Genomic DNA, 21,261 nt, shown 5'->3' on the forward strand with positions numbered 1-21,261 from the left:
GCCGGCCCTCGCACCCCCGTCGCGGCTCACTGGTCCTTGATCTTCCAGGGCATCACAAGGCCGAACTTCCACAGGTAGATGCCGGCGAGGACGCCGATGATCACGAGGCCGATCGACGTCAGGATGATGTTGCGCCGCCGGACCTTGGGGTCGAGGGCACGCTGGGCCGCCTCGGTGACCTTGCGCTTGGTCCAGCGGAGCACCAGCTGGGCCCAGACGAACTCGGTCGCCCAGATCGCCATGCCGCCGAAGATCACGACCCAGCCCGGTCCGGGCAGCGGCAGCATGACGATGCCGACGCCCACGACCGCGAGCCCGATGACGAAGACACAGACCTGCCAGCTCAGGTGGAGCATGCGGCGCGCCTGGATGAATGCGGGAGCTCTGGAGCCGAGTCGCTGCTCGCCCTGCACCCCGTCGGTCTGCGTCTTTTCCGCTGCCACGGCAACCTCGCCCGGCTCGTCACTCCCCGTATTCATACGGCCAAACCCTACCGGACGGAAACCAGTCACCGGAATGGCCGTACCGTACGAACACGCTCTCGGCCGGAAGAGTTACGTAAAGGCACGCAAAACACTCAGAGGGGTTTACAACGGCACCGTAGGTGGCATGTCGATTTCGCCGACGTGCGAATCCCCGAGCGCACACTGAGCGAAAGGCCCTGGCGCTTATGAACACCACGGTCAGCTGCGAGCTGCACCTGCGCCTCGTTGTGTCGAGCGAGTCATCCCTGCCTGTCCCCGCAGGCCTGCGGTACGACACGGCCGACCCCTACGCCGTGCACGCCACCTTCCACACCGGAGCCGAGGAGACCGTCGAGTGGGTGTTCGCCCGAGACCTGCTCGCGGAGGGCCTCCACCGACCCACGGGCACCGGCGACGTCCGTGTCTGGCCGTCGCGCAGTCACGGTCAGGGCGTCGTCTGCATCGCCCTGAGCTCGCCGGAGGGCGAGGCCCTGTTGGAGGCCCCTGCGCGGGCCCTGGAGTCCTTCCTGAAGCGCACGGATGCGGCTGTGCCTCCCGGCACGGAGCATCGGCACTTCGATCTCGATCAGGAGCTCTCGCACATCCTGGCGGAAAGCTAGGGGCGAGGCTGCACAGAGCCGCCCGGCGCCGTCCACTCGGGGAGACGGCTCGGGCCCAGACAACCGAATAGGGCAGGCACCGGCGCCGTCCCCTCATGGGGGCGGCGCCGGTGTGCGTCGCCCCGCCGCCGACCTCAGGGTGCGCGGACGCACTACCATCGGCCAGCATCGGCGGGCGTCCGCCCGACCCCCAGGCCAGGGAGCGAAACGTGCTGATCACCCACGACACCCGGTGCGCCCTCGACACCGTGGTGGATCTGGTGAACACCGCGCCGGAGGACGACACGGCTCAGGACGCGCTGCCGGATGTCACAGCACTGGAGGATTTCGTACGAAACCACGAAGTCAGCGAGGTCGGAGTGCTCTCCGAGTTCGACCTCTCGGCGGTGCGAAAGATCCGCGGACGGTTCGCCTCGGTGTTCGCCGCCCCGGACGCCCGGGCCGCCGCCGGGCTGATCAACGAGCTGATCGCCGCCGCGGGCACCACACCCCGGCTCACGGACCACGACGGCTACGACTGGCACGTGCACTACTTCGCGCCCGGCGCCTCCGTCGCCGATCATCTGGCCGCCGACTGCGGGATGGCACTGGCGTTCTTCGTGGTGGCCGGCGAGCAGGAGCGGCTGCGTCGCTGCGAGGCGCCCGACTGCCGGCGCGCCTTCGTGGACCTCTCCCGCAACCGCTCGCGGCGCTACTGCGACAGCCGGACCTGCGGCAACCGGTTGCACGTGGCCGCCTACCGGGCGCGGCGCAAGGAGGCGGCGGGCTGAGGCCCGGACGAGAGGGCCCGTACGACGAGATCCGGACCGGACACGATGCCTTCGTGGGCCCCGGCGGGTGACGCCGGGGACCACGGGTATGGCTCACAGCAACAGCAGGTCGTGCAGCGCAGCCGTGAGGAGCAGACACCCGATCACCGCAAGGAAGATCATCAGCGGTGGCTGGGAAAGGGCGAAGAGGCATCCGCGCGGCTCGTCCTGCGGCGGCGCGGCGTCGCTCTGTGTCGTGTCCAGCATCTCGCGGCGATGATGACGCAGTCGGGACGCATGACGCGATCAACACGCCCGCAGTGAGCGGGTGTTCGCCGGATTCCGTGATCTCCGGTTCGGGTCGTGATCACTTCCGCACGCGCAGGGACCCGCTGTGTCGTTTCAGTGCGCGTGCGGACGACATATGCCGGCCCGCCGCAGGCCTCATATGCCGTGCTTCTTGAGGATGGCCTCGATGTCGCTGAAGTCGTCCGTCGCGGTCTCGGTACGGGGCCGGCTCGCGGGCTTGGCCGTCGGGCGGGTGCCCGGGCCCAGGGAGGGCGCGGAAGCCGCCGGAGCGACCGCCTCGCGCTGGGCGGCACCCTTGGCCGCCGCCTTGCGCTCCTTGCGGGTGCCGCCTCGACGGCGCTCCACCGCACGCGTGCTCGCGAACAGCAGCCAGGAGAGGCCGAGCACCACGAAGCCCGCCCAGGCCGTCGGGCTGAACGCGGTGTCCGCCAGCCACTCGACGACGCCGGTCATGACCAGGCCGAGGGGCACGAGGGAGTACGCGGCGATCCGGACGGCTGAGAGGAAACGCTTGCGGTACGCCGTGACCGCCGCGATGCCCAGGCCGGCCGCGGCGACGGCGGAACAGACGGTCTCGGCAATCATCCGGTCCTCCAGGGCAGAGCTCGGTCGGGCAAGGGCACTTCGTCCCTTCCATCCTGCACCCGCGGCACCCCGCCGGGCCATCCTCCGACGGGACATCAGGGACATCTCCGGGTCGCCTCCTCCGCAGGTGCCGGTCGACGTCGTACCCCTGCGGGTGGCGGTCGGTCGTCACCCGCGGGGGGCGGTCCGTTCTCACCGCCGCGGCAGTCGTTGGACACCACGGCGGCAGCCGGTCCTCACCGCGGGCGGCAGTCAGTCCTCACCGCCGTGACAGCCGGTGGACCCCGCGGGCGCCAGCCGGTCTCACCGCCGCAGCAGCCGAGCCTCACCCCCGCGACAGTCAGTCGACATCTTGGGCGGCAGTCGATCGGCACCACCGTGCTCGTCGGTCGGCACCGTCGGTGCCGGTCGAGGTCACCGTCGCAGGTGGCGGCGGTGCCGGGGTGAGGTCCGGTTGGGTCGGCCGGGTCGGGGCTGGGAGACTGGGGGCATGAGCGACTCCTCCCCCGCGCGTTCCGCGGCTCCCGTTCTCGACTTCTGGTGCGACCTCCAGTGCCCGGACTGCCGCAGCGCCCTGGACGACCTCCGTGCCCTGCGCGCCCGCTACGGCGACCGGCTGGAACTGCGGTTGCGGCACTTCCCGCTGGAGAAGCACAAGCACGCCTTCGCCGCCGCGCAGGCCGCCGAGGAGGCCGTGGAGCAGGGGCAGGGCTGGCCGTTCGTCGAGGCGGTGCTGGGCCGGGTCGAGGAGCTGGACCGTAAGGGAGAACCCTTCCTGGTCGAGGTCGCCCGGGAACTCGGGATGGACGCCGAGGAGTTCGACACGGCGCTCGTCGACGGCCGGCACATCCTGATCGTGGACGCCGACCAGGCCGAAGGCAAGGCGATCGGTGTGACCGGCACCCCCACCTATGTCATCGACGGCGAGCGCCTCGACGGCGGCAAGAGCCAGGAAGGGCTGCGCGAGCGCATCGAGGAGATCGCGGACCGGCTGCTGGCCGGGCAGGACGCCTGAGCCGCCGGGCCGACAACCGGGCTCACAACAACGGCTTGTAGAAGGCGTACTGCGTCGTCTCGTAACCGAGCGACTCGTAGAGCCGCTCGGCCGGGGTGTTGCCCGCGAACACGTTGAGGCCCAGGATCCGTCTGCCCTCGGCGATCGCCTGGGCCTCCGCCAGCAGCATGAGCGTACGGCCGTGTCCCCGGCCGCGATGGGCCTCGTCGGCCTCGACGTCGAAGACGAAGGCCCTGTCGGCGCGCAGGGCGAGCCAGAGGACGCCCACCCGGGTGCCCTCGTGCTCCAGGATGCTGAACAGCATGTTCTCGGTGGCCAGGCCCTGCGGCAGGAGCACTTCGTGGTCGCGCCGGGCCTTGGCGTATGCCTCGGCCTCCGGTACGCCCCGTTCGATCCAGGTGCGCGCGTAGTCCTCCGACTCGTGCTCCTGCCACGCCTCGAACTCCGCCTCGGTCATCGGGCGTGCCCGGCTGCCGGCGGGCAGTTCGGGCGGGGCGTCGGCGAGCCGCTTCTCCATGCCGCGGTTGCGCAGGACGTAGCCGAGCGCCTTGACGAGCCGCAGTGCGGCCTCGGCGTCCGCGGGCACACTGATCTCGATCTGCCGACAGCCCCAGCCGCGCGCCACCTCCTCCGCGGCGAGCATGGCCACCGTGCCCCGGCCGCGCCGGCGGTCGGGCTCCTCGATGTGCACCTTGTGGACGCGGGCCACCGAGTCGCCGAAGGACGGGGACGTGCCCAGGTGTATCGCGCCGACGGGACGGCTGTTCACACACACCTGGTAGTGGCGTGAACGCGTCCCGTCGGCGTTGCGCTGAAGCGGCTCGCTCGGCCGCAGGGTCGTGGTCATCAGGGGAGTTCTACCCCTCGCCGGGCCGTCGGTCAGCCGATTATCCGCAGGACTTACGGATCGAGGTCGTCGCCCGACCGCTCGTCGAAGATCCGCATGGCCTTGGCGGTCACCGGACCCGGTGCGCCCGGCAGTTCGCGGTCGTCGACGCGGTGCACGGCCTGAACGTCCCGCAGGGTGGAGGTCAGGAAGACCTCGTCGGCCCGCTCGAGGACGTCCAGCGGCAGGTCCGTCTCCTTGGCACCCGTCCACTCGACGGTCAAGGCGCGGGTGATGCCGGCGAGGCAGCCGGAGGCGAGCGGCGGGGTGTGGATCTCGCCGTCGAGGACGACGAAGACGTTCGAGCCGGTGCCCTCGCAGAGCTGTCCGACCGTGTTGCCGAACAGCGCTTCGGAAGCGCCCTGTTCGCGGGCGCGGGCGAGGGCGACTACGTTCTCGGCGTACGAGGTCGTCTTGAGGCCGGTGAGCGCGCCGCGCTCGTTGCGGGTCCAGGGGACCGTGATCACGGCCGTGGTGTCGGGGCGGCGGGTCGTCTCGCCCAGCGCGACCACGAGGGTCGCACCGTGGTCGCCGCGGTCGGAGCCGAGCGGGCCGTGGCCGCCGGTGTACGTGATGCGCAGCCGGCCGAGCGGCATCGGGTTGGCCTCGACGACGGCGGCGCAGGCGCGGCGGACCTCGTCGAGATCAGGGTCGGGCAGGCCGAGGCCGCGCGCGGAGCGGGTCAGCCGGTCGAGGTGCCGGGTGAGCGCGAACGGCCTGCCGTGCACCGCCTTCACCGTCTCGAAGATGCCGTCGCCCACGGTCAGCCCGTGGTCGAAGACGGAGACACGGGCGGACTCCATGTCCTGCAGCCCGCCGTCGAGCCAAAGCTTCACGTCAGTCCCTCTCCACTCACCTCGTACACACCCGACGCTACCGCGAGCAGCCGGGACGCCTTCAGCTCGGTCTCCGCCCACTCCGCCTCGGGGTCGGACCCCCAGGTGATGCCGGCGCCGGTACCGAAGCGCAGTACGCCCTCCGCACGGTCGGCCCAGAAGGTCCGGATGCCCACGGCCAGCTCACCGACGCCGCGGTCGGCGTCCACCCAGCCGATGCCGCCGCAGTACGGCCCTCTGGGCCCCCTCTCCAGCTCCTCGATGATCCGCAGCGCGCTCGACTTGGGCGCGCCAGTGACCGACCCGGGCGGGAAGGCGGCGGCGAGCAGCTCGGGCCATCCGGCGTCCTCGCGCAGCTCGCCGCGGACGGTCGACACGAGGTGGACCAGACCGGGGTGCTTCTCGACGGCACACAGGTCGGGGACGGTCACGCTGCCGGTGGCGCAGACGCGCCCGAGGTCGTTGCGGACGAGGTCCACGATCATCACGTTCTCGGCGTAGTCCTTCTCCAGGAGGTCCGCCTCGGTGCGTCCGGTGCCCTTGATCGGGCCGGACTCGACGCCCCGTCCGTCGCGCCGCAGGAACAGCTCGGGAGAGGCGGTGGCGACCTCCACGCCGTGGCTGGGCAGACGGATCGTTCCTGCGTACGGCGCCGGGTTGCCGCGCGCCAGCAGTGATGTGAGGGCGTCCACGTCGGCGTCCGGCGCGAGGGGCGCGGACAGCACCCGGCAGAGATTGGCCTGGTAGACCTCGCCGGCGGCGATGTACTGACGGATGCGCCGCACCCCATCCGTGTACGCGGCGCGATCGAGGGAGGACGACCAGTCACCGGCGGCGGGCCCTCGCCACTCCCCCGGCACCGGGGCGGGCACCGGCTCCTCCCGTACGTCCTCGAAGCGGGCGCAGGTCAGACGGCCCTCGAAATCCGCGCAGACCGCCCAGAAACCGGTGGAGTCGAGTGCCGCGGGATCGCTGGTGACGTCGAGGAGACCGGTGGCCACGCGGTCGCCGAACCGGGCGAGGGGAGGGAGGTCGAGCACGCTGTCGAGTCTAGGGGTGGGTGTCCGGCACGTGACCTGGCCGTGTCTCTCACACGGCCCCGGGCACGTCCCTGAGCAGGCGCAGCGCAGCACGCTGCGCAAACGCGTTTTTGTACTGGCCCCGGAATCCGCTAGAGTTCAGACGTCGCCGGGACGCGGAGCGTACCGAAACGACAGGCGGACGTAGCTCAGTTGGTAGAGCGCAACCTTGCCAAGGTTGAGGTCGCGAGTTCGAACCTCGTCGTCCGCTCGAAGGAACAGGGGTCTTCCCGGCCCCCTACACTCCTGGTGGAGTGGCCGAGAGGCGAGGCAACGGCCTGCAAAGCCGTCTACACGGGTTCAAATCCCGTCTCCACCTCCAAGGACGATTAGCTCAGCGGGAGAGCGCTTCCCTGACACGGAAGAGGTCACTGGTTCAATCCCAGTATCGTCCACTGGATCTTCCAGCACGTACGGCGAGATCCGACCCGCGCGATTAGCTCAGCGGGAGAGCGCTTCCCTGACACGGAAGAGGTCACTGGTTCAATCCCAGTATCGCGCACGCAAAGCCCATGATCCGCTCCTCGGAGTGCACATCGTGATCGTGGTCCCGAGGACGATTAGCTCAGCGGGAGAGCGCTTCCCTGACACGGAAGAGGTCACTGGTTCAATCCCAGTATCGTCCACACACCGAAGCCCCCGGCCCAGCGGCCGGGGGCTTCTTCGTGTGCCGGTCGGCTGTCAGCTGGAGAACAGCATGCGCCCGAAGCCCTTGTTGCGGTGGTGACCCTGGTGGCCGTAGTGGCCGCCCTGCGGGGCGCCCCAGGCGGGAGCAGAGTGAGCGCCGGGAGCGGCCGGGTACTGCGGGGCGGCCGGGGGCGGCGGGACCGCCGGCTGGGACCACTGGGACTCCAGGCGGGTCAGCGACTCCAGCTCGCCGTAGTCGAGAAATATGCCGCGGCAGCCACTGCACTGCTCGATCTGTACGCCGTTGCGGTTGTACGTGTGCATCGGCGCATGACACTTCGGACACTGCATGGTCGGCTCAACTCCTCGCCGGTCGGTCCTGCTCAGTGCTTCGCCAGGACAGACTCTGTCCGGCTGCGGTCGGTTGCACCCTACTTGGGGAAACCTCACGCCGATTCCGGCGGGGCAGAACCCATCCGGTCACAGGCGTCGACCAGTGCCACCTCCACCTCGTCCAGGGGACGGTCCGCCGCGACGGCCTTGGCGATCGACCGGGCGGCGGTCTGCACGGTGAGGGTGCGGGCCGGGACGTCCAGTGCGGGCCAGGGGTCGCCGACCGCGGGGACGGCCGGGCCGCCCGCCGTGCGGTAGGCGGTCAGGAAGCGGGTCCACTCGTCCGGCGGGAGCAGTCCGCAGGCGTACCAGGCCGCGGGGCGCGCGAGGTCCCAGGCCGGGACGCCGACGCCGAGGTCGTCGACGTCGATGAGCAGCCACGGGCCGTCGGGGGCGGGGTGGCGGACCAGTTGGCCGAGGTGGAGATCGCCGTGGCAGAGCGTGGCGGTGTCCGGCATGGGTGTCTCGGCGCGGGCCCAGGCGGGGAGCGTGGACCAGGCATGCAGGACGGGGGTGGTGGCGGGATGCTGGGCGGCTGTCGTGCGGAGGCGGGTGACCGCGAGGGCGGCTTTGGCGGGGCCGCGCATAGGAGGCAGGGGGGTGTCGGCTGACCGTGGGGGTGTCGCCAGGGCCGTGGTGGGGGTGCGGTGGAGGCGGGCGAGGAGGGTGGCGGCGTCCTCCCAGGGAGCCGCGTCGGGATCTTCCGGGTCCACGGGGGTGCCGTACGGCCAGAACGTCACGAGCCTGCCGTGCAGGTCGGTCGGGGTCGGACTGAGTGGCGGGAGGAGGATTCCGGGGAAGTGGGTGGCTGCGGTGAGGCGAGGGATCAGGTCGGTGCGGGTGGTGTCCGGGGCGTGGGCCTTGGCGACGGTGCCGGCGTGACGGACGACTGTGGCGTCGGGGCGGTCGGCGAGGGTGGTGGTTGCTCCGCAGGGGCAGGCGGATGCTGCCGAGTGGGCCTTGGCCGTGGCTCGGGTCGTGAGGTCGGACAGCAGGGCGTGGGTCACTGGGCTCCTGGCGCGTGCGGGCGGTTCGTTCGCGAGGGTACGCAAGGTTGTACGCGGTGCCGAGCGCGCCGCGGGCTGTCCGGTCACCCGGCGTCGGTGCGGTCGCCTGCTGGGGGCTCCGCCCCCAGACCCCCGGACCTATGCCCACCCACCACCCGACTCGGTCGGTCGAGAGGTGGACGCACGCACCTGCACTCGCGTACGGCGGGAAGGGGACGTGTCGGGGGGTGTCCGCCCGCAGCGGTTGGCGCGTCAACGCCAGTACCTCGATGAGGAACCGATTTCGCTCCGTTCCGAGGACGGACACCCCCCGGCGCGGCCCCGACCCACCACCCAACGCAAGGCGCTACGCGCACCCGGCCCCGGTTCGGGGCAAAGCAATGCCGGCGCAGCTCCCCAGCTGCGCCGGCATTTTTGCCGTCCGCCGCACCCCCGTCCCCACGGGGTTTCATGGCAGGATGTCCCCGCCCGGACCGCTCTTCCGGGCCTGGGGTCGCCGCTCAGCGCCCCAGCATCACTCCCACGGACGACGCTTGTGTGGCCACTGTCTCCCAGCCGTCGAAGACGAGGAGGAGCAGGGCCGCCAGGGGAAGGGCCATGAGTGTCGCCACCAGTGGGTGGCGACGGCCCGTGCGGCGGGGGCGGAGCGCGATGCGCTCCTGGGTGCGGACCAGTGTCCGCGGTGCCGTGTAGGCCATGGTCCCTCTCCTGACCGTTCTGTTGTGGTTGGCAGCGGCGGGTGTCTGACCTCGGGGGACGAGTGCTGCACCCGCCGCTTGACCTCAAATCTAGGCGTCCGGCGCTCGCCGCACGTCATGCCCTCGTACCGATTGCCGGGCCTCCCGGAGGATGACCCGTGACCTGCGTTGTACTCCCGTGGGTGGAGACGGGGTCCTAGGTCTCGGGGTCTTCCCGGAGGGGGCGCCCGCTGTGCCCCGCTTTCTCCGAGCTGTCCTCTCGCGGAATCGGCTGCTCGACCAGCGCCAGGACCCGGTTCGCCATGAAACGGGCCGTACGGACGACGGAGCCGTTGCGGGTGACTTCGCTCACTTCAACGACGCCTCGGCGCACCGCTGTCTCCACCCGGCGGCCCGCCCTGCTCGCCACCACCTCGTACGTACGCGTCGTGTCCCCGGCGTCCACGACTATCTCCACGCGATCACCCTTCACGGGTTCAATCCCCCTTCTGCGACGGGTGGTTGGGGTCACAGACCCTCCCAAGTCGCCCTGCCCGCGAGCTCCCTGACCACCCTTCAATTCTCCCACCCGGCACTGACAATCCATCCGGCCGAGAGGGCGCGGCCTCTGCGCGCGGCGGGCCGTGGAAACGTAAGCTGTGGCACGTCACACGGACCGGGCAGCGGGGATGAACATGGCGATGATGCGCCTGAGGCGCGAGGACCCGCGCGTCGTCGGCTCGTTCAGGCTTCACAGACGGCTCGGCGCGGGCGGGATGGGCGTTGTCTATCTGGGCTCCGACCGCAAGGGCCAGCGGGTCGCGCTCAAGGTGATCCGGCCGGATCTGGCGGAGGACCAGGAGTTCCGCTCGCGGTTCGCGCGTGAGGTGTCGGCGGCGCGGCGCATTCGCGGCGGGTGCACGGCACGGCTCGTAGCCGCCGATCTGGACGCCGACCGGCCGTGGTTCGCCACGCAGTACGTGCCCGGGCCCTCCCTGCACGACAAGATCGCCGACGAGGGACCGATGGGCGCCGCCGACGTGGCCACCGTCGGGGCCGCCCTGTCGGAGGGGCTGGTGGCGGTGCACGAGGCCGGGGTGGTGCACCGGGACCTCAAACCGTCCAACATCCTGCTGTCCCCCAAGGGCCCGCGCATCATCGACTTCGGCATCGCCTGGGCGACGGGCGCCTCGACGCTCACCCATGTCGGCACGGCCGTCGGCTCCCCCGGCTTCCTCGCGCCCGAGCAGGTGCGCGGCGCCGCGGTGACACCCGCCACGGACGTGTTCTCCCTCGGCGCGACCCTGGCGTACGCGTCGATGGCCGACTCGCCCTTCGGGCACGGCAGTTCCGAGGTGATGCTGTACCGCGTCGTGCATGAGGAGGCGCAGCTGCACGGCGTACCGGACGCGCTGGCTCCGCTGGTCCGGGCGTGCCTCGCGAAGGACCCCCAGGAGCGGCCCAGCACCCTCCAGCTGTCGCTGCGGCTGAAGGAGATCGCCGCCCGGGAGTCGCAGGGGCTGGCGGACGTACGGCCGCCCGCGCCGCGCGCCGGTGAGGCGGACCGGCCCACCGGGCGGCTCGCCGACACCTACCCGGAGCGGGCGCCGCAGCGGCGTCCGCAGGGGCAGCAGGGCACCCCGGGCACGCCGGGGACTCCCCCGCCGCGGAGTGGTGCCGCCTCCCGCGGTCCCGCTCCGGTGCGGGGCGGGACTCCCTCACGGGGTGGCAGTGCCTCGCGGAGCGGCGGTTCGTCGCGCTCGGGGGCGCCGCGGAGCACGACGCGTTCCGGCGGCGGGAGTCGTCCGGCGTCGCGCGGTGGCGGCGGCCGGCCGACGCAGAGAGGCACGGGCACGGGGCGGCGGCCCGCCAATCCGCGGCTGCTGCGTCAGCGGCTGTTCGTGTTCGTCGTGGTCACGCTGCTGGTGGCGCTCGGCATCGCCGCGGCGCAGGGCTGTCAGGGGCCCTCGCGAGGGCTCGGCGGCGAGGGGAACGTCGTACGGAATCAGCAGGAGCAGCCGGTGCGGGACGGGCGGCCGGGCCACGAGCCGTTGGACGCGCCGCTGATGTCCGAGCGGTACGAGTCGACGCTCACGGCGTCCGACTAGGCGCTCCGCCGGGATCGGCGGGGCGGCTGCCTAGAGTGCGGGGCGGCCCGTCGCCACGGCGTAGAAGGCGACCGCGGCCGCCGCGCCCACGTTGAGGGAGTCGACGCCGTGGGCCATGGGGATGCGGACCCATTCGTCGGCGGCCACCAGGGCCTGGGTGGAGAGGCCGTCGCCCTCGGCGCCGAGCATCAGCGCCACCCGGTCCATCTTGTGCGGGGCGGCTTCGTCGAGGGTTCTGGCCTTGGGGTCCGGAGTGAGGGCGAGGAGGGTGAAGCCGGCCTCGCGGACCGACTCCAGGCCCTTGGGCCAGGTGTCGAGACGGGCGTACGGCACGGAGAAGACCGCGCCCATGGAGACCTTCACGCTGCGGCGGTAGAGGGGGTCGGCGCAGTCCGGGGAGAGCAGGACCGCGTCCATGCCCAGGGCGGCGGCCGAGCGGAAGATCGCGCCGATGTTGGTGTGGTCGTTGACCGACTCCATGACGACGACCCGGCGGGCGGTCTGGAGGAGGTCGGCCGCCGTGGGCAGCGGCTTGCGCTGCATCGAGGCGAGCGCGCCGCGGTGCACGTGGTAGCCGGTGACCTGCTCGGCGATTTCCGGGCTGACCGCGTACACCGGGGCCGGGAGCTCGTCTATGACGTCCCGCATGACGTCGACCCACTTCGCGGACAGCAGCATCGAACGCATCTCGTAGCCGGTGTCCTTGGCCCGTCTGATGACCTTCTCGCCCTCGGCGATGAAGAGGCCCTCGGCCGGCTCGCGCTTGCGGCGCAGCTCGACGTCGGTCAGGCCCGTGTAGTCGTGCAGGCGCGGGTCGTCGGGGTCCTCGACGGTGATGAGATCGGCCACAGGGTGATACTGCCTTGTCCTGGGTGCGGTGCCAACGGCTTGGGACGGGTTGTGTTACCCCGGGTTACGCGGAGGTCTGCGGACCCACGCCCACCACTTCGCCGATGACGATGACCGCCGGGGGCCTGACCTCCTGCGTACGGACCGTCTCGGCGACCGTCGCGAGCGTCGCGTCGACCCGGCGTTGCGCGGCCGTCGTGCCCTCCTGGACGAGGGCGACCGGGGTGTCCGGGGACTTGCCGTGGGCGACCAGGGTCTCGGCGATCCTGCCGATCTTGTCGACGCCCATGAGGATCACGAGCGTGCCGGTCAGCTTGGCCAGCGACGGCCAGTCGACCAGGGAGCGCTCGTCGTCAGGGGCGACATGGCCGCTGACCACCGTGAACTCGTGGGCGACCCCCCGGTGGGTGACCGGGATGCCGGCCGCGCCCGGGACCGAGATCGAGCTGGAGATGCCCGGGACGACGGTGCAGGGGATGCCGGCCTCGGCGAGCGCCTGGAGCTCCTCCATGCCGCGGCCGAAGACGTACGGGTCGCCGCCCTTCAGGCGGACGACCGACTTGCCCTGCTTGGCGTGTTCGATCAGCGCGTTGTTGATGGCCTCCTGGGCCATGAACCGGCCGTACGGGATCTTCGCCGCGTCGATCACCTCGACATGCGGGGGGAGTTCGGCGAGGAGGTCGCGCGGGCCGAGGCGGTCGGCGATGACCACGTCGGCCTCGGCGAGGAGGCGGCGGCCGCGGACCGTGATCAGGTCCGGGTCGCCGGGGCCGCCGCCGACGAGGGCGACGCCGGTGGCGCGGGTGCGGTGGTGGGGGGCGACGAGGGTGCCGTCGCGCAGGCCCTCGACGACCGCGTCGCGGATGGCGGCGGTGTGGCGGGGGTCGCGGCCGCGCGCGTCGGTGGTGAGGACGGCCACGGTGACGCCTTCGCTGGTGCCGGTGGCCGGGGTCCAGGCCGTTGCCGCGTCGGCGTCGTCGGAGCGGACGCACCAGACGCGGTGCGCCTCTGCCTCGGCGGAGGCCCGGGTGTTCGCATCGGGGTCGCTGGTGGCGATCAGGGCGTACCAGGCGTTCGCGAGGTCGCCGTCGGCGTACGGGCGTCGCTCCCAGGTGATCTCGCCCGCGTCCGCCATCGCTTCGACCGAGGGGGTCGCTTCCGGGGACACGAGGAGGATGTCGGCCCCCGCCGCGATGAGTGCCGGGAGGCGGCGCTGGGCGACCTGGCCGCCGCCGAGGACGACGACCCTGCGGCCGGTGAGACGGAGGCCTACGGGGTAGGCGGGGTGTTCGGCCATGAGGGTGCGGCTCCTCGGTGCGGTGCGGTGGCCCTGACGTGCGGATTTTACTGGGCAGGGGCGGGTGGCGGCTCAGGTGGTCCGGTGGCTGAGCACGTCGTCGGCTGCGGTTGCGTGGTCCGTGCCCACCCGTTCCACCGTGCGGAACGACTGCCCACGGACCACGGACGCCTACTTCTCAGTTACCCCTGCGGAGTCGAACGTCGCCACCTCGTGCATCGCTCTCGCCGTGCTCTGGACCAGCGGGAGCGCCAGGAGCGCGCCCGTGCCCTCGCCCAGGCGGAGGTCCAGGTCGACCAGGGGACGCAGGCCCAGCTTGTTCAGCGCGGCCACGTGGCCGGGCTCGGCGCTGCGGTGGCCGGCGATGCAGGCCGCGAGGACCTCGGGGGCGATCGCGCGGGCGACCAGGGCGGCGGCGCCGGCGCTGACGCCGTCCAGGATCACCGGCGTACGCAGGGAGGCGCCGCCGAGGAGGAGACCGACGATGGCGGCGTGTTCGAAGCCGCCGATCGCGGCGAGGACGCCGATGGGGTCGGCCGGGTCCGGCTGGTGGAGTTCGATGGCGCGGCGGACGACCTCGGTCTTGCGGGCGAGGGTCTCGTCGTTGATGCCGGTGCCGCGGCCCGTCACGTCGGCCGGGTCCGTGTCCGTGAAGACCGAGATCAGGGCCGCCGAGGCGGTCGTGTTGGCGATGCCCATCTCGCCCGTGAGCAGGGCCTTGTTGCCGGCCGCCACCAGGTCGCGGGCCGTCTCGATGCCCACCTCGATGGCCTGCTTGGCCTCCTCGCGGGTCATCGCGGGACCGGTGGTCATGTCGGACGTGCCCGCGCGGATCTTCCGGGGAAGGAGGCCGGGGGTCGCGGGAAGCTCGGCCGCTACGCCGACGTCGACGACGCAGACCTCGGCGCCCACCTGGGCCGCGAAGGCGTTGCAGACCGCGCCGCCGCCGAGGAAGTTGGCCACCATCTGGGCGGTGACCTCCTGCGGCCAGGGGGTGACCCCCTGTGCGTGCACGCCGTGGTCGCCGGCGAAGATCGCGACGGCCGCGGGCTCCGGGATCGGCGGCGGGCACTGCCGGGACAGCCCGGACAGCTGCGCGGAGATGATCTCCAGCATGCCGAGCGAGCCGGGCGGCTTCGTCATCCGCTTCTGCCGCTCCCACGCCTCGCCGAGCGCCTTGGCGTCCAGCGGGCGGATCTGCGCGACGGTCTCGCCGAGCAGGTCGTGCGGCTCCTCGCCGGGCAGCGCGCGACGGCCGTACGTCTCCTCGTGGACCACCCACGACAGCGGGCGGCGCTTGGACCAGCCGGCCTGCATCAGCTCGGGCTCGTCCGGGAACTCGTCGACGTAACCCACGCAGAGGTACGCGATGACCTCGAGGTGATCGGGCAGACCGAGGGCGCGGACCATCTCGCGCTCGTCGAAGAAGCTGACCCAGCCGACGCCGAGGCCCTCGGCGCGGGCGGCGAGCCAGAGGTTCTCGACCGCGAGCGCGGCGGAGTACGGGGCCATCTGCGGCTGGGTGTGCCGGCCGAGGGTGTGGCGGCCGCCGCGGGTCGGGTCGGCGGTGACGACGATGTTCACCGGGGTGTCGAGGATCGCCTCGATCTTCAGTTCCTTGAACTGTTTCGCCCTGCCCTTGGGGAGCGACTTCGCGTAGGCGTCCCGCTGGCGCATGGCCAGGTCGTGCATGCTGCTCCGGGTCTCCGCCGAGCGGATGACGACGAAGTCCCAGGGCTGCGAGTGGCCGACCGAGGGGGCGGTGTGGGCCGCCTCCAGGACGCGGAGCAGCACCTCATGCGGGATCGGGTCGCTGCGGAATCCGTTGCGGATGTCGCGGCGCTCACGCATCACCTTCAGGACGGCCTCGCGCTCGGCGTCGTTGTAGGCGGGCGCGGCCGGGCCGGTGGACTGTCGTACGTCTTCCACTGGCGCGGGGCTCATTTCTTCCTGGTCCTGCTGGTCCTGCTGGTCCTGCTGGTCCTGTCGGTCTTCCTGGTCGGCGGCCCGGGTGTCCAGATCCTCCGCGTGCTGCACGAGTTCCGGGGCCTCCTCACGGGGGGCGGGGACCGCGGCGACGGGTTCCGTGGTCTGCGGGTTCTCCGGGGGGATGGTCGTGGCGTGCGGAGGTGTCGGCGCGAGGTGCGGAGTGGACGGCACCGAGCCCTCGACCTGGACGAACCGGCCCAGGGACTGGTCGACGTGGTACTCCGGGGCGGTGCCGTCGGGGGCCGCGAACTGCGGCTGTTCCTCCGGGAGTTCGGCTGCCTGTGGCTGAGGGGCGGCGAAGGACGGGTCCGGGACGAGTTGCGGGCCCTGCGCGTCCGCAAGGGGCGCCTGGCTCTGCTCCGGCGCAGCCTGGTCGGGTGCCGCGTACTGGGGAGACGGCTCGGGGGTCACGGCCGCGGGCAGCTCTTCGGCGGGAGCCGTGGCGCCGTCCGCGGGCTGCGGGGCCTGCGCGGCGTCCGGGAAGGGTACGGCTTCCGGGGCGGCCGTCTGCGCGTGCTCGGTGACGGGCGCCGGGGCCGGGGCCGGGCCGGGCTGTACGGCGTCCTGGGCGGCAAGGAGGGTGTCGGCTCCAGTGGTCCCGGGCTGCGCTGTGGAGGTCTCCGCGGGAGCGGTCTCCGTGCCCGGCGCGACTTCGGAGGCGATGGGCTCGGAACCCGGCGGGAACTCAGGGCCAGTGGCCTCGGACACCGCCGGGAACCCGGGGGCGGCGGCCTCGGACACCTCTGCGGTCATGGACGCGGGGTCGACCTCGGCGAAGTGCGCTGCCTTCGGCACCTCTACGACGTCCGGAGCGGGGGCGGCTCCCAGGACCGGCTCGGCGTCGTCCGCGACGAGGTCGGCTGCCGGTGCCTGCCCGGCGTCGGTGTCCGGTTCCTGCCCGGCGTCGACAGTGGTGTCCGTGCCCGGCTCGTGGACGGCATGGGCAGCGGGGTCGGTGGCTTCGGTCTGTCCGCCCGCTGCGGCAGGCGGTGCCGCCTGCTCGGCTTCCACGGTGGCAGCGGCCTCGTCCTGTACGGCGGCCAGTGCCTGCCTCTCGTCCGAAGCGGGCGCGGTCACCGGGACCTGCACCGCATCCGGCGCCTGTACGGCCTCCGGAACCTGCCCGGCATCCGGAGCGTGCGTCTCCGCGGAGACCTGCGGGGCCTCACCGCCCGGCGCGGCCTCGCCACCGCCGGGCACGGTCGCGTCACCCTCCTCTGCTGCGTACGCGCCCTCGTGGACCTTCGCGGTCGGCGCGCCGGCTGCACCGGCGTCCTGAACCAGCGGTGCGAGCCCTTCGTCCTGGCTCTGGGGAGCCTGCGTGGTCACGTCTCCCTGAGCCTCGGGAGACTGCTCGAGCTCACTGCCCTGGCCGTCCGGGACCTGAGCGAATCCGACACCCTGCCCCTCAGAACCCTCAGAACCCTCAGAGCCCTGAGCCACCGCGCCGCTCTGGCCCTCCGGAGCCTGCACGAACCCACCGCTCTGACCGTCCGGGACCTGAGCGAATCCGACACCCTGCCCCTCAGAACCCTCAGAACCCTCAGAACCCTGAGCCACCGCGCCGCTCTGGCCCTCCGGAGCCTGAACGAACCCACCGCCCTGGCCGTCCGGGACCTGGCCGAACCCGGCATCCTGGCCCTCCGGGCCCTGGGCGGCCGCGCCGCTCTGGCTCTCCGGAGCCTGAACGTCAGCGTGTGCCGGTGCCTGTGCGATCCCTTCGCTCACCCCCTCCGCGGCCTCCGCGGCGAACCCGTCAGCGACCGCCTCGGCAGGCTGCGGCGCCTCGGCAGCGTGTGCCGCCTGAGGAGCCGGGTGGGTCACCGCGGCCTGGACCGCGTCCCCCGGTTCGGCATCCTGGGCCGGCGCCGGGACAACCGTTTCGGCAGCCCCGGCCTCGGGGTTCACCGGCGCCTGGACCGCGCTGTGGACGGGGGCCGCGCCCCAGGGCGACGCTCCCTGCGGGGACATCTCGCGCAGCGGCTGGGGGGCGTCGAGGTACTCGGGACCCGTCGCGGGCTGGCCGGACTGCCGTACCGGCGCTGCGACGGCGCCGCGGTCGGCGAGGGAGCGGACCGGGCTCGCGGAGGTGTCGGGAATGGGCGGGCCGAGGTGCAGGGGGCGGCGGGGCGGAGTCTGCATGGACTGCGGTGCGGGGTTGGGGAGGCGGAAGCCGTTGAGGTCGACCGAGCCGCTGTCGCGGCCGGACATCTCGTGCGGGCCGGGCTCGTGCACGGTCTCGACGACGGGCTCCGGCGCGGGCGGGGCGACCTCGTTGCCCCACGCGCCCTGGGCGCCCGGCAGCAGCAACAGGTCTTCGTCCTCGGCGGTGGTCTCGGAGAGGTAGGTGTACGCACCGTGCGCGGGGGCGCTCGGCTGCTCCACCATGCCTGCGCTCTCCGGCAGTCCCTCGCCCGGGACCTGGCCGGTGTCGGTCATGCGTAACCCCTCGCCCATCGGTTAGTGCTTCTTCAGCCGGCTCACCCGGAACGGCGCACCGACCGCTCCGCAGTGAAGAACGAGCGTGCGTGCCCAGCGGCACGAACGACCCGTCGCCAAAAGACGACAAAGCCATTAACTGGCATTGTCGCGGCCGTTGCCCCGTCGCGACAGCTTGATCCGCGACGGCCCGCTGTGGACTGCGCCACGTTGCGCGTCCTCCGGTTCTGCCGTACCACACTCACCCCAAAAGGGGCGAGTTTTCCGGACATTGACGAACGAAGCGCCGGGCGTCCGAGTGCGGTACAACGATCTGCCAGCCTACCGCGCGCAGTACGACAACAGGATCACGGGGACAGGATCCGGGACGGAACGGCAATCAGGCCGTACGGTCCGGCAGCAGGCCGCTGAGCAGGAACGCGACGCTCCGCTCGGTCTCCGTCCAGGCCCGGGTGTCGAGTTCGACGGACTGAACAAGGGCGCACTCGACCCGGTAGCCGTGCTCGGTCAGGTCGCGGCCGACCAGTTCGGCCGCGTCACGGGTCGCCGCGTGCGTCACGATGCGCTGCGGACGGCGGTCGGCCACGGCCGAGACCACGGCCGCTCCCCCGCCGCCGACCCGGACGACGTCCGGTTCGGGCAGGTTCTCCAGAATGTGCGGGGCGTTGCCGCGCACGGTCTGCAGCTGCACCCCGAAGCCGCGTGCGGTGGCCTCGGTGCGGGCGCACGCCGAAAGGTCCCGGTCGACGGCGATGACGGCCGCCCCGGCACGTGCCGCCTCGGTGGCGAAGGCGCCGCTGCCGCAGCCGATGTCCCACACGAGGTCGCCGACGCGCGGTCCGAGCCGGGCGAGTTGGGCGGCGCGGAGCAGCTCCCCCTCGCCTTCGCCCAGGTCACCGCCGTACGCCTCGGCGGGCAGCGCCCAGCCGCGCGGTGCGGTGCCCGGGGCGCGGCCGGCGATCCAGCCGCTGTCCTCCCCCGCGGGTCCGGCGGTTCCGCCGATGACGATGACCAGGTTCGGGTCGCGCCAGGTGTGGTCGGCGGCCTTGTCGGAGGTGACGACGGTGATCTGCTCGCGGTCGGTGCCGAGTTCCTCGCAGATGACGAAGGTGCGGTGGACGCCGTCGAGGAGCAGGCCGAGTTCGGCGGGGCCGGCGCCGGGTGAGGTGAGGACGGCGACCTTGGTGTGGGCGCGGCACACGTTCACCGCGCGGCGCAGGGTGCGCCGGTGTGCGACGACCACCTGTGCGTCGTCCCAGGGCATGCCGGCGCGGGCGAAGGCGGTGGCCACGGAGGAGACGCCGGGGACTACCTCCACCTCCAGGCCGAACTCGGGGGCGCGCAGGGTCCGTACGACGCCGAAGAACCCGGGGTCGCCGTCGGCGAGCACCACCGCGGAGCCGCGGTGGCCGGCGATGCGGCGGGCGGCGAGGGCGACGCTGCCGAGGCGGATGCGCTCGGCGCCGGGCGGCACCTCGGGGAGCGCCAGGTGGTGGGCGGCACCGGCCACCAGCGTGGCGGCGCCGAGGGCGGAGCGCGCCGCGGCGGTCAGCGGCGAGCCGTCCCAGCCGATCACCGTGACCCGGTCGGCCATCGTCTCTCAGTCTCCAGGGGGTTTGCGCAGGTTGTCAGGTGCCCGGATGCCGGGCTCCGTGAGAGTACCTGGTGAAGGCGACCGAGCCGGTGGCCCTCTTGGTCAGTTCCAGTCCGAGAACGACGTGAAACCGCCGGAGTCGGCCAGCTGCTCGCCCGCCCCGTCGAGGTCTTCCGGGAGGAGGCTCCACACGATGAAGTCGGTGCGGACGTCGGCCCAGGTGCCGTCCTCGGTGCGGACGTGCGCTATGCAGGCGTTGCGCAGGACGCCCTCGCTGATACAGCCGATCTTCTGGGCGACCTGCTGGGAGGCGGTGTTGTCGGCCGCCGTGCGCAGCTCGATCCGCTCGAGTTTCTGGTCGCCGAGGAGCCACTGGGCGGTGGCCAGGGCGGCCTCGGAGGCGTAGCCCTCGCCGCGGGCCCAGGGGGCGATGATGTACGACAGTTCGGTGGACCTGATGTGCCAGTTGGTCTTGCCGAGCTGGACGATGCCGACCAGGCGCTGGGTGAGGAACTCGGTGACGGCGAGGTCGAGGCCGCGGCCCTCCTGGCGTTGGGCGGGGGCGTACTCGGTGATCCAGGTGCGGGCGGCGTCCTCGGTGAACGGCCGGGGAACGTCGGTCCAGGCCACGACCTGCTCGTCGTTCATCATCTCGGCCAGGGCAGGCACGTCGTCCTCGTCGAGGGGACGCAGCACCAACCGCTCCGTGCTGATGGAGATGTTGGGGAAGGTGCCAGTCATGCGCCGCTCCGTAACCGTCGGGAAACCTTCAGCCTGCTGAACTGCCCAGCATGCAGCATGGAAGCACCGAACCGCACGACGGGGTCCTCCCCCACTGCCTCAAGGGCGTGGGGGCACCCCCACCCGGTGAGGGAGTGGACCCCGTCCGTGGTGATACGCCGTATACGCCCCGTCAGCCGGAGCTGACCGGCAGAACCGAGCCCTGGTACTTGTCCTCGATGAACTTCTTCACCTCGGCGGAGGTGAGGAGTTCGGCGAGCTTCTGCACCCTGGGATCGTCCTCGTTGCCGCGCTTGACGGCGAGGAGGTTGGCGTAGGGGTTGTCCTTCGCCGACTCCAGGAGGACGGCGTTCTTCGTGGGGCTGAGGCCCGCGTCCTGGGCGTAGTTGTTGTTGATGACCGCCGCGGCCACGTCGTCGAGCGAGCGCGGCAGTTGGGCGGGCTCCAGTTCCTTGAACTTCAGGTGCCTGGGGTTGGCCTTGATGTCCGAGGGGGAGGCGTCCGTGCCCGCGTCCTCCTTGAGCGTGATGACGCCCCGGGAGGCCAGGAGCTTGAGGGCGCGGCCTTCGTTGGTGGTGTCGTTCGGCACGGCGACGGTTGCCCCGTCGGCGAGCTCGGTGACGTCCGCGACCTTCTTGGAGTACACGCCCATGGGCGGCAGATAGGCGTCCACGACCGGGACCAGGTCGGTGCCCTTGGACTCGTTGAAGTCGTCCAGGTAGGGCTCGTTCTGGTAGAGGTTCGCGTCGAGCGAGCCCTCCTGGAGCGCGGTGTTCGGGAGGACGTAGTCCGTGAACTCCTTGATTTCCAGGTCGAGTCCGACCTTCGCGGCGAGGTTGTCCTTGATGTACGTCAGGACTTCGCCGGCCGGGACGGCGGTGGCGCCGACGACGAGGGAGTCGTCGTCACCGTCGCCGCTTCCGGAACCGCAGGCGGTGAGGCCGAGGGCCAGTGCGACCGAGGCGGCCGCTGTGACGGTCTTACGCATGACGGCGGC

The 21,261-nt window shown here is 72.0% G+C and carries 20 protein-coding genes and 5 tRNA genes; 9 read left to right on the forward strand and 16 right to left on the reverse strand.

Annotation, left to right across the window (positions count from 1 at the left end; translation table 11 throughout):
* Positions 1 to 26: 26 nt before the first annotated feature.
* Positions 27 to 479 carry a TIGR02611 family protein gene (locus QFZ76_RS10765; protein WP_307673510.1) on the reverse strand — a complete coding sequence of 151 codons (453 nt, stop codon included), beginning with the start codon at positions 477 to 479 and terminating at the stop codon, positions 27 to 29.
* A gap of 191 nt (positions 480 to 670) precedes the next feature.
* Here QFZ76_RS10765 and QFZ76_RS10770 point away from each other — a divergent pair, with 191 nt between their 5' ends.
* Positions 671 to 1,084, forward strand: coding sequence for an SsgA family sporulation/cell division regulator (locus QFZ76_RS10770; protein WP_004002642.1), 414 nt, complete (start codon positions 671 to 673; stop codon positions 1,082 to 1,084).
* Between the two features lie 209 nt (positions 1,085 to 1,293).
* On the forward strand, positions 1,294 to 1,854 hold the full coding sequence (locus QFZ76_RS10775; RefSeq protein ID WP_307673511.1) for a CGNR zinc finger domain-containing protein: 561 nt from the start codon (positions 1,294 to 1,296) through the stop codon (positions 1,852 to 1,854).
* A 93-nt stretch (positions 1,855 to 1,947) separates the two neighbouring features.
* On the opposite strand, the gene QFZ76_RS10780 is transcribed toward QFZ76_RS10775, so the two are convergent.
* Both QFZ76_RS10780 and QFZ76_RS10785 read right to left on the reverse strand, forming a co-directional pair.
* Positions 1,948 to 2,100, reverse strand: coding sequence for a hypothetical protein (locus QFZ76_RS10780; RefSeq protein ID WP_164873000.1), 153 nt, complete (start codon positions 2,098 to 2,100; stop codon positions 1,948 to 1,950).
* Between the two features lie 177 nt (positions 2,101 to 2,277).
* Positions 2,278 to 2,727 carry a hypothetical protein gene (locus QFZ76_RS10785; protein ID WP_307673512.1) on the reverse strand — a complete coding sequence of 150 codons (450 nt, stop codon included), beginning with the start codon at positions 2,725 to 2,727 and terminating at the stop codon, positions 2,278 to 2,280.
* Between the two features lie 490 nt (positions 2,728 to 3,217).
* Between QFZ76_RS10785 and QFZ76_RS10790 the strand changes: the two genes are divergently transcribed.
* Positions 3,218 to 3,742 carry a DsbA family protein gene (locus QFZ76_RS10790; protein WP_307673513.1) on the forward strand — a complete coding sequence of 175 codons (525 nt, stop codon included), beginning with the start codon at positions 3,218 to 3,220 and terminating at the stop codon, positions 3,740 to 3,742.
* A gap of 22 nt (positions 3,743 to 3,764) precedes the next feature.
* On the opposite strand, the gene QFZ76_RS10795 is transcribed toward QFZ76_RS10790, so the two are convergent.
* The 3 genes from QFZ76_RS10795 to QFZ76_RS10805 are packed head-to-tail and all read right to left on the reverse strand — an operon-like array spanning position 3,765 to position 6,504.
* Complete coding sequence (locus tag QFZ76_RS10795) at positions 3,765 to 4,589, reverse strand: GNAT family N-acetyltransferase (RefSeq protein WP_307673514.1); 825 nt, start codon at positions 4,587 to 4,589, stop codon at positions 3,765 to 3,767.
* Positions 4,590 to 4,642: 53 nt separating this feature from the next.
* Positions 4,643 to 5,464, reverse strand: a complete 822-nt coding sequence (locus QFZ76_RS10800; RefSeq protein WP_307673515.1) for an aminotransferase class IV — start codon at positions 5,462 to 5,464, stop codon at positions 4,643 to 4,645.
* Positions 5,461 to 6,504: a chorismate-binding protein gene (locus QFZ76_RS10805; RefSeq protein WP_307673516.1), complete on the reverse strand. Its 1,044-nt coding sequence runs from the start codon at positions 6,502 to 6,504 to the stop codon at positions 5,461 to 5,463. Before QFZ76_RS10805 ends, QFZ76_RS10800 begins: the two co-directional genes overlap by 4 nt.
* Before the next feature lie 177 nt (positions 6,505 to 6,681).
* On the opposite strand from QFZ76_RS10805, the gene QFZ76_RS10810 reads away from it, so the two are divergent.
* The 5 genes from QFZ76_RS10810 to QFZ76_RS10830 all read left to right on the forward strand — a co-directional run bounded on the left by QFZ76_RS10810 (position 6,682) and on the right by QFZ76_RS10830 (position 7,169).
* Positions 6,682 to 6,754 (forward strand) — tRNA-Gly (locus QFZ76_RS10810).
* A 37-nt stretch (positions 6,755 to 6,791) separates the two neighbouring features.
* Positions 6,792 to 6,865, forward strand: a tRNA-Cys gene (locus QFZ76_RS10815).
* 1 nt (position 6,866) lies between these two features.
* Positions 6,867 to 6,938: transfer RNA gene (locus QFZ76_RS10820), tRNA-Val, on the forward strand.
* Between the two features lie 35 nt (positions 6,939 to 6,973).
* Positions 6,974 to 7,045 (forward strand) — tRNA-Val (locus tag QFZ76_RS10825).
* A 52-nt stretch (positions 7,046 to 7,097) separates the two neighbouring features.
* Positions 7,098 to 7,169, forward strand: a tRNA-Val gene (locus QFZ76_RS10830).
* A gap of 55 nt (positions 7,170 to 7,224) precedes the next feature.
* Here QFZ76_RS10830 and QFZ76_RS10835 read toward each other — a convergent pair.
* From QFZ76_RS10835 to QFZ76_RS10850, 4 genes are all read right to left on the reverse strand, one after another.
* Positions 7,225 to 7,521 (reverse strand): zf-TFIIB domain-containing protein, encoded by a 297-nt coding sequence (locus QFZ76_RS10835; RefSeq protein WP_307673517.1) that lies wholly within the window; start codon positions 7,519 to 7,521, stop codon positions 7,225 to 7,227.
* 95 nt (positions 7,522 to 7,616) lie between these two features.
* Entirely contained in the window at positions 7,617 to 8,570 is a 954-nt protein-coding gene (locus tag QFZ76_RS10840) for a phosphotransferase (protein ID WP_307673518.1), read from the reverse strand.
* A gap of 500 nt (positions 8,571 to 9,070) precedes the next feature.
* Positions 9,071 to 9,268, reverse strand: coding sequence for a hypothetical protein (locus QFZ76_RS10845; RefSeq protein ID WP_053748661.1), 198 nt, complete (start codon positions 9,266 to 9,268; stop codon positions 9,071 to 9,073).
* 196 nt (positions 9,269 to 9,464) lie between these two features.
* Positions 9,465 to 9,740, reverse strand: a complete 276-nt coding sequence (locus QFZ76_RS10850) for a hypothetical protein (protein ID WP_030038485.1) — start codon at positions 9,738 to 9,740, stop codon at positions 9,465 to 9,467.
* Between the two features lie 196 nt (positions 9,741 to 9,936).
* Here QFZ76_RS10850 and QFZ76_RS10855 point away from each other — a divergent pair, with 196 nt between their 5' ends.
* Positions 9,937 to 11,355 (forward strand): serine/threonine-protein kinase, encoded by a 1,419-nt coding sequence (locus tag QFZ76_RS10855; RefSeq protein ID WP_307679983.1) that lies wholly within the window; start codon positions 9,937 to 9,939, stop codon positions 11,353 to 11,355.
* A 30-nt stretch (positions 11,356 to 11,385) separates the two neighbouring features.
* Here the strand turns inward: QFZ76_RS10855 and QFZ76_RS10860 are convergent, their stop codons facing one another.
* The 6 genes from QFZ76_RS10860 to QFZ76_RS10885 all read right to left on the reverse strand — a co-directional run bounded on the left by QFZ76_RS10860 (position 11,386) and on the right by QFZ76_RS10885 (position 21,252).
* Complete coding sequence (locus QFZ76_RS10860; RefSeq protein WP_266442860.1) at positions 11,386 to 12,204, reverse strand: RNA methyltransferase; 819 nt, start codon at positions 12,202 to 12,204, stop codon at positions 11,386 to 11,388.
* 64 nt (positions 12,205 to 12,268) lie between these two features.
* Entirely contained in the window at positions 12,269 to 13,501 is a 1,233-nt protein-coding gene (cobA, locus tag QFZ76_RS10865) for a uroporphyrinogen-III C-methyltransferase (RefSeq protein WP_307673519.1), read from the reverse strand.
* 171 nt (positions 13,502 to 13,672) lie between these two features.
* Positions 13,673 to 17,929: a nicotinate-nucleotide--dimethylbenzimidazole phosphoribosyltransferase gene (cobT, locus tag QFZ76_RS10870; protein WP_307673520.1), complete on the reverse strand. Its 4,257-nt coding sequence runs from the start codon at positions 17,927 to 17,929 to the stop codon at positions 13,673 to 13,675.
* 379 nt (positions 17,930 to 18,308) lie between these two features.
* Positions 18,309 to 19,523, reverse strand: coding sequence for a precorrin-6y C5,15-methyltransferase (decarboxylating) subunit CbiE (gene cbiE, locus QFZ76_RS10875; protein WP_307673521.1), 1,215 nt, complete (start codon positions 19,521 to 19,523; stop codon positions 18,309 to 18,311).
* 102 nt (positions 19,524 to 19,625) lie between these two features.
* Positions 19,626 to 20,264 (reverse strand): GNAT family N-acetyltransferase, encoded by a 639-nt coding sequence (locus tag QFZ76_RS10880; protein ID WP_307673522.1) that lies wholly within the window; start codon positions 20,262 to 20,264, stop codon positions 19,626 to 19,628.
* A 172-nt stretch (positions 20,265 to 20,436) separates the two neighbouring features.
* On the reverse strand, positions 20,437 to 21,252 hold the full coding sequence (locus QFZ76_RS10885) for a MetQ/NlpA family ABC transporter substrate-binding protein (protein WP_307673523.1): 816 nt from the start codon (positions 21,250 to 21,252) through the stop codon (positions 20,437 to 20,439).
* Positions 21,253 to 21,261 lie beyond the last annotated feature (9 nt).

This window comes from Streptomyces sp. V4I2, from assembly GCF_030817655.1.
GTDB lineage: Bacteria > Actinomycetota > Actinomycetes > Streptomycetales > Streptomycetaceae > Streptomyces > Streptomyces plumbiresistens.